This is a genomic window from Neobacillus drentensis, from assembly GCF_036962765.1.
Classification (GTDB): Bacteria; Bacillota; Bacilli; order Bacillales; family Cytobacillaceae; genus Neobacillus; species Neobacillus drentensis_C.
The window spans coordinates 1-2965 of sequence record NZ_JBALOS010000394.1 but is presented as its reverse complement, the minus strand read 5'-3'; the positions used below and the strand labels follow the sequence as shown (position 1 = coordinate 2965).

At 32.2% G+C, this 2965-nt stretch carries 3 protein-coding genes; 1 reads left to right on the top strand and 2 read right to left on the bottom strand.

Annotated elements, in window-relative coordinates:
* Positions 1-546, top strand: a 546-nt coding sequence (locus V7137_RS29985; protein WP_335701446.1) for an SMI1/KNR4 family protein, incomplete at its 5' end; no start/stop codon positions are given.
* An 835-nt stretch (positions 547-1381) separates the two neighbouring features.
* Here V7137_RS29985 and V7137_RS29980 read toward each other — a convergent pair.
* The gene (locus tag V7137_RS29980; RefSeq protein ID WP_335701445.1) at positions 1382-1564 is read right to left on the bottom strand and encodes a hypothetical protein; all 183 of its coding nucleotides are present in this window, start codon (positions 1562-1564) and stop codon (positions 1382-1384) included.
* 766 nt (positions 1565-2330) lie between these two features.
* The gene (locus V7137_RS29975) at positions 2331-2729 is read right to left on the bottom strand and encodes a YmaF family protein (protein ID WP_335701444.1); all 399 of its coding nucleotides are present in this window, start codon (positions 2727-2729) and stop codon (positions 2331-2333) included.
* Positions 2730-2965: the final 236 nt, after the last annotated feature.

Here is a 2965-nt window from a genome sequence, read left to right as displayed (position 1 = left end):
ATTAATTTGTTGACAAAAAGGAATGGATTTTATTTAAAGAAGAAATACTTTCCTACGCCTATCCCCAATAGTTGGGCAAACAACTCTGTACATATAGACTTTTTATTCGGAATAGGAGAAGATCCAGGTCTACTAGATAATAATTACTTACGAAAAGAATGGGGAATTCGCAGTAAAAAGTTACTCATCATATCCACATCAGTACCTATGTTTATTTGTTTAGATTATCGAAATACAAGGAAAAAAGAACCTTCCGTTATTTTTATAGATGTGGATGAGATCCAGGAAATAAAACTAGCAAATAATTTTGAGGAGTTTATTAATGGTCTTGTTGAAGAGATTGAAGAAGAGGATCTATATAATGATGATTCATTAACTAAACAACAAATTCAAGATTATTACGACCAGATTGATTATGTAATATCCAATGGAAAGCCAAAAGAAATAGACCGATTATTCACGAAAATCCTATCCACTAATAAAGAATTAATTCGATATATGGTTGAAAAAATGAGACAACACGAAAATGTCTCAATGGCAAAATAAACAGACATAAAAAAAGGTTATCTTTATTAAGTCTTTTAGCAACTATTATTTTCACTTTCCTTCCTACAATTGGTTATCGAGTTAATCAGGAGGGGAGTTATATCTTTGGTTTTCCCGCTGATGGGTTTGATTATTTGGAGGGATGGAATTTAACCATAAGCTCATTAGGATTAGTATTTAACTTTTTCTTCTTTTATTGGATATTTAAGCTAATACAAAAACTATGGAAAACACTATCCGTAAAGGCTAAATCTAAAAGAGTTAAAGATCGAGATCGCTGCGGCGATTTTTTTTTCTAATTGTGCTTACGGATCAGGTTAGTTGAACAAAACCTTGGAAATGTATGGTAAAATATAAGATAAATGATAAAGTGGAGAGTGGCACTGATGAAGGTACTGTTGGAGTTAATACGAATAGTGTTTTTATTTGTATTTATCGGAGGAATTATAAGTACCTTTATAAATTATGTGTACTCACAATTAGGAACAAACATAGACACCTATGGCTGGATGGGACTAATGGCGATTCTTATTTTATTTTTTGTACTGTATAGGAATAAATTTCAGTTTAGTGGATGGTATACAGGTAGAGGACGAGAAAAGCTCTCCGCAAAAGTATCAAAAGTGCTTATTTCCATTTCAATAATATTAATGTTGTTACCTCCTATTCTAAGTTGCTTCTTAAGCTAACGAGGTGATTGAACGAAACAAAGAGTCGTAGCTGCGGCTCTTTTTCTTGTTTCACTAAAGGGAGTTTAGTGGAACAACGAAAAAACGTTTAATGCGTATTTTTGTCTCAAATTGCGAAAAAAAAAGAACTGTACTATGAAGACAGTTCAATTAATAAGTATTTTATTTTTTAAGAGGGAAATGACATTGTTATAAAAAAATCTTTCCCATTTAGCCAACAAACCGTTTCCATTTTCACCACGTTGTATTTTCATTTCGTGGTTCTTATGAAATTCTGCTATTCGTTTATTATGATCTTTATGCCATTGATGGAGAGCAACTTGTTTCATTTTTATTCTCCTCTCGTCTAATACCTTAATTATATAGCTCTGCTTGAAAATTACAAAGTAAATTTAGCCACAAAAATTGACATAAAGATGTTAAACAGATGGAGAAAATTATGCATTGAGAATGGGAGTACGATATTTGAAATTGAACCTGTAAGATGAAGAACAACAATGTCGTAATACGAGGATATTGTGTACTTCTTCTTCAACTAACGGGTGCTAGAGTTGAAGATCAGAGCTGTCATTAAGGTAGCTTTTTCTCGTTGAACTAATGGAGTAGGTTTGTTCAATAAATTGGAACATAATTGGTTAAATAAATAATTATTTTTAGAAATAAAATATAGAGTAATGCCAAGCAATACGGATAATTACAGAAATGGGTGAAGGAGTATGGCAAAACGAACAAATAAAAATTGTAGGATATTAAAGCCCTTTTAGTAAAATTAATAGGCTGCCCTTAATGTAATTATTATTCTTTTATTAGCTATTTGTTTAGGTTTACTGTTGTCCTAGATAGAGGTTTCTAATTCTATCGTTGTCGTCATAATAGGAGTCATAAGTTATGTAACGGGTACTACGAAGGAAAGATTGGATAAGGTAAGCAAAAGCCGTGAATTATTAGGTTCTATCTATTAAACTAGGTTTCCATTAAGAGAGGTTAGCTCAAAATCCCAAAATTTAATTACTGAAACACAATTGTAGAGGAATAGAAAAGGTGAAACACTAGTAGGTGCTCACCCTTGTCCTCCTTAAAGGTAACCCTTTCCCCTTATACAAGAGGCTTTTCAATTAAAGTAGCAAATTCAAGCTCATGGACATGTCCATCATCTAGGGTAGTGATTCCATTGACAAAGTGTACATGTTTCCCATTGCCAACTGGGATAGCAGGACCTGTTTGTATTCCTACCTCATGATGATGATCTAAAAAGTCGGTATTAGTTAATATTACATGTACATGACTATCACCCTTTGGAATTACTTCACTTGTAACCCCTGCAAAACGATGATTATGTCTGTCCTCTCCTTCTTCAGCTAATTTGGTACTTGCCAAAAATTCATGAACATGTGTTTGTACTGATTCTTCAGAATTTGTTTTTTTGTTAGACTGCTCTTCTTTTTGAGATCTTTTTCTTTCATAATTTTCTCTATCACTTTGAACTTTACTCATAAAATGGAACCCCCTTTTAAATTAGAGTACTGTTTATAATATTAGTAATGGTAAGGTTTTATGAAAAAAAGATGTTCTTTATCTTTTGCTTCAAATGAATATACTTTTCCTTTTTTTTGATTATAAAAAGACTTGAGTGTCCGTTTGAACTAAATTGTGAAGGAATGTACTTAAAGTAATGGGTGCGAGAGTTTAAGAAAAGGATTGCTTCGACGATCCTTTTTTCTTGTTCCACT

Coding starts and splice junctions, on each gene's coding strand:
- V7137_RS29980 (WP_335701445.1), bottom strand. CDS start 1,564: ATGAAACAAGTTGCTCTCCATCAATGGCATAAAGATCATAATAAACGA.
- V7137_RS29975 (WP_335701444.1), bottom strand. CDS start 2,729: ATGAGTAAAGTTCAAAGTGATAGAGAAAATTATGAAAGAAAAAGATCT.